The sequence below is a fragment of the Roseibium sp. genome (assembly GCF_025698965.1).
Taxonomy (GTDB): domain Bacteria; phylum Pseudomonadota; class Alphaproteobacteria; order Rhizobiales; family Stappiaceae; genus Roseibium.
In genome coordinates, this window is record NZ_JAILWL010000549.1 from 1 (window position 1) to 4008 (window position 4008).

Consider the following 4008-nt stretch of genomic DNA (forward strand, 5'->3'; position numbering starts at 1 on the left):
CAAGCGGCGTCGTTCGGGCATTCTTGTGTGGGTTGTTCATCCTTGAAACCTTCCGGTGAGAGTTTGGCGACAAACACCTTCAGGCTTTCAATCCGGATGAACAACCTCCTCAGAACTCACAACTAGTCCGCCGCGAACCGCAAGGCAGTGGCAGATGCAACCGGACCAACCACAGCCGCAATCAGCGACAGCGCGCACAAGATCAGAAACGGGGTCATGAACGGGACAGGGTCATGGATCGCGGCGTCGGCCGCGCTCACTCCGAAAATCAGGACAGGGATCGCCAATGGCACTACCAGAACGGCAAGAAGCAGACCACCCCGTCGGAGCGAGACTGTGAGTGAGGCGCCAATTGCGCCGATCAGTGTCAGAGCCGGTGTACCGACCAGAAGGGTCAGCGTGACTGCGCCCATGGCAACAGGGTCGAGATTGAGGAAGATTGCCAGAAGCGGGGCGGCCACGACGAGTGGCAGCCCGGTTGCAATCCAGTGGGCCAGGCATTTGATCAGGACAACCAGTTCAAGCGGCCGTCCGGCCATCAGCATCAGATCCAGCGTGCCGTCGTCCCTGTCTGCCTGAAACAGGCGGTCGAGGCCGAGCAGCGTGGCCAGAAGGGCGCCGATCCAGAGAATTGCCGGACCGATGCGTGCCAGGAGATTGAGGTCGGGACCAACCCCAAATGGGATCACTGTGACGACAGCCAGGAAGAAGAGCACGCCGACAAGGGCGCTGCCGCCGACGCGAACCGAAAGGCGCAGGTCGCGTTGAAAAAGTGCAAGAGCCCAGCCGGTCATAACAAGGCCTCCTCGGGCGTTTGCGACACCGGGTCGCTTGCCTGTAGATGCAGCACCTTGATCGTGTCGAGGGCGAGATCGTTATGAGTTGCCGTCACGATCATGCCACCCGAGGACAGGTGATCGTTCATCAAGCTCAGCAATTGTGCTTCTGAAGCCTTGTCGAGTGCCGATGTCGGTTCATCCATCAGCCAGATCGGGCGCGGTGTTACCAGAAGACGGGACAGAGACAGGCGGCGCTTCTGGCCGGCTGAAAGGTAAGCTGCCGGTAAATGTGCAGTGTGGCCGATGCCAAGGGTCTCAAGTACTTCCGGCGGTGACATTGTGTTGCCAGAAAATGCACTTGTTACCGAGGATGCGGCAAAGCTTTGCCAGAAACGCAGATTTTCCAGGACGGACAATGCCGGTTTGACCGCATCCTGATGGCCAAAGTAATGGGATTGTTCCTGCGGCAGCTTTTCGTCTTCACCGCCCTCCAGCTTCATGTCGCCCTTCGCAAGTGGCACCAGTCCGGCCAGAGTGCGCAAGAGCGAAGACTTGCCGATACCGTTGGCGCCGGTCACGACCAAAGCGCACCCCTGGTCCAGGGAAAAAGACAGATCCTGAAAAACCCGGCGGCCGCCACGGTCGATGGTCAGGTTATGTGCAATCAGTTTCAGCGGAATGCTCCGGAGGACAGTGTGTGTTGATCTTGTTAGTTGGCAGGACTGCTATCATGCAAGCGAATTCGGCTGCCTTAATTTTTGTCAAACGGACCACACGCTTTGAAACATTCGGAAAACATGCCGGAACGCGGTGACGATGCACCGCGCTCCAACGCAGCCTTTAGTCAAACACCGCCGCAATCTGGTCGACGCTGACGCCTTCCTTGATTTCTCGCAAACGCGCGTAGATGAGAGCGATCAGAATACTGCCGAGGCCGGTTCCGACGGTCATCAAAACCGCGAACAGGATCGCCGCCAGAACTACGCCTCCGGCCGAACCAATGAGACCGATCAGGAAAGTTGCGACGACGTTGATGAGTATGGAACAGACAATGATCAGGATAATCGCACCGACAATTGGCCAGCGGTATTCCTTGGTCAGACCGGCGCTGCGGCCAAGCCCTCCCAATCCGGCGCGTTCGATTACGACAGACGGTGCCATGACCGAGAAAACCGCATACACCCAAAGGCCTGGAACGATGAATGCAATCGAGGCCAGACCGGTGAGAATGGCGGCGACGATGCTCAGGATAGCTAGCGGAACCACCGCACTCAATGCGGGTCCGAAATAGCGGGTCAGCTGCACCGGACGCTGAAGCTTTGCGTCATAGGCCAGCTGTATCAGCAATGCCGTTGTGATGGTGTAGACGACGATATCGACAATCAGGGTCAGACCAAAGGCAATGCCGCTACTGGCATCGTTCAGTTCCGGCTCTCCCCCAAGCGTGGCATCAAAGCCGATCAGCGCACCGCTGATCAGGATGCCGATGAGGCTTGGCACGAAACCGATGATGATGACCTGAACAAAGTACTTGAACAGGATCGAAAAGCTTTCACCGATAATGGCACCGACACCAAGCGATGGCTTCGCATGAGCTGCAGTCGTATCAGACATTCAGTTGCTCCATTTGAGTAGAACTATGACGCTACAAAAGGTTGGTCTTCATTAAAATTCTGTTGGGCTGCAAGCCCGGGCAGTTTTGCAAAGGCCGTGAATTCTAAGCATAAAATTCGATTGTCCGCGACCATGGATTGTGGAGACCGAACAAGCAAGTGAAAGACCCTGAATTTTGAAACAACCCGGAAATCTTGCCAGACAGGTTAATGGCTCATTACTCGAATACCTCAGCGATCTGATCGACGCTGATGCCTTCCTTGATCTCACGCAGCCTGGCATAGGTCAGGGCAGTAAGGATTGCCGGCCAGCCAACCCCAACAGTCGAAACTACAGAATAAACAGTTGCTCTAAGTGAGACGCCATCTTCAAAATCGACAAGACCAACCAAAAACTGGCCAAAGAACTCAAACGCAATTGACCAGACAATTGCCATCACCAACACCAATGCGATTGGCCATCTGTATCCCCTGGTGAGCTGTACGCTGCGAGCCAAGGCAGCAAACCCCTTCCGTTCAATAACAATGGCTGGCGGAACCGCTATGAAAACTGCGGAAATCCAGAGACCCGGAATGATCAGGGCGATTATTCCGAGGACAGAAAGAACACTCACAATGAGTCCAAGTACGGCAATCGGAAGAAAGGCCTTCAGTGTTGGCAAAATGTATCGTTTGAAATGCAGAGTTCTGCGAAGCTTTGCATCATAGGCAAGCTGAACCAGCAAGGCGGTTGTCACGGAGGCGACGACAAATTCCAAAACCATTGCTGAAATAAAGTTGATGGTGTCACCCGGTGTGACGAACTTTGCCTCTTCCAGTCCAAGCGCGGCATTTGTACCGATAAGCAAGCTGCTTCCGGCTAGTCCAAGCGCTGTTGGTATGTAACCCAAGATCAGAATAACACTGAAACATCTGAAGAATATTGGAAAGCTCTCGGCAATGATCGAACCGGCCTTGAGCGGAATTTTCGGAAGGTCGACCTCAAAGCCGGTTTGATTGATTTGGTTCTTATTGAGCACCCAGTTATCTTTCTTCTTCTTTCGCATAGTGCTTGTTTTCGCGCCTGTCGCCGAACAGCTGGCGTTGCTCTAGATGCTCTCGTTGAGCATTGTAGAAAGCCTGCAGGAACCGCAATCTGTCTGCCGGCTGGACCGGATTCGCATAACCGATTTTCTTGCGAATTTTCTCCACAATCGCTTCGACCGTCGCGTTTCGCTTATCGGACATGCCGGTCGCGGGCTGTGTCCCTTGCGCGCGCAACAGAGTTTCAAGGGTTTGCAGCTCGTAGGCGCCGTAGTGGTCAAGCTGGTGGGCTAGAAAGATGAATTTCTTTCTGTCCTCGGTAACGACGGGCGTGTCCGTGGCCAGGTCCTTGAGAAGGACCGGAACGGGCAAGTGGATGACATGTGTGCCGGCCATCATGTCTCCAAGCCGGCGGCGGTATCGATCCAGAATTGGGACCAGCAACCCGGCAACGATCCAGGCAAGTGAAGCGAACGATGCAAGTGGAGATGCTGAATCCAACGTCAGAAGCAACGTCGCGGGCAGGAAGATTTCCGCCTCTTTCATCAGGTTGCGCAGGACAAGCGCGTGGGCAGTCAGCGGTCCGCCATCGT

At 54.9% G+C, this 4008-nt stretch carries 4 protein-coding genes and 1 pseudogene; all 5 read right to left on the reverse strand.

Going from position 1 to position 4008, the window contains the following annotated elements; translation table 11 throughout:
- Window positions 1–122: 122 nt before the first annotated feature.
- Entirely contained in the window at window positions 123–794 is a 672-nt protein-coding gene (ccmB, locus tag K5905_RS29155) for a heme exporter protein CcmB (RefSeq protein WP_297591019.1), read from the reverse strand.
- Window positions 791–1453 (reverse strand): heme ABC exporter ATP-binding protein CcmA, encoded by a 663-nt coding sequence (gene ccmA, locus K5905_RS29160; protein ID WP_297591024.1) that lies wholly within the window; start codon window positions 1451–1453, stop codon window positions 791–793. The genes ccmB and ccmA overlap by 4 nt, the downstream gene beginning before the upstream one ends.
- A 166-nt stretch (window positions 1454–1619) precedes the next feature.
- On the reverse strand, window positions 1620–2393 hold the full coding sequence (locus K5905_RS29165; RefSeq protein WP_297591021.1) for a hypothetical protein: 774 nt from the start codon (window positions 2391–2393) through the stop codon (window positions 1620–1622).
- A gap of 217 nt (window positions 2394–2610) precedes the next feature.
- A complete protein-coding gene (locus K5905_RS29170; protein ID WP_297591023.1) occupies window positions 2611–3411 on the reverse strand; it encodes a hypothetical protein in 801 nt (266 codons plus the stop codon).
- A gap of 4 nt (window positions 3412–3415) precedes the next feature.
- Window positions 3416–4008, reverse strand: a pseudogene (locus tag K5905_RS29175) (RDD family protein); the annotation flags it as partial.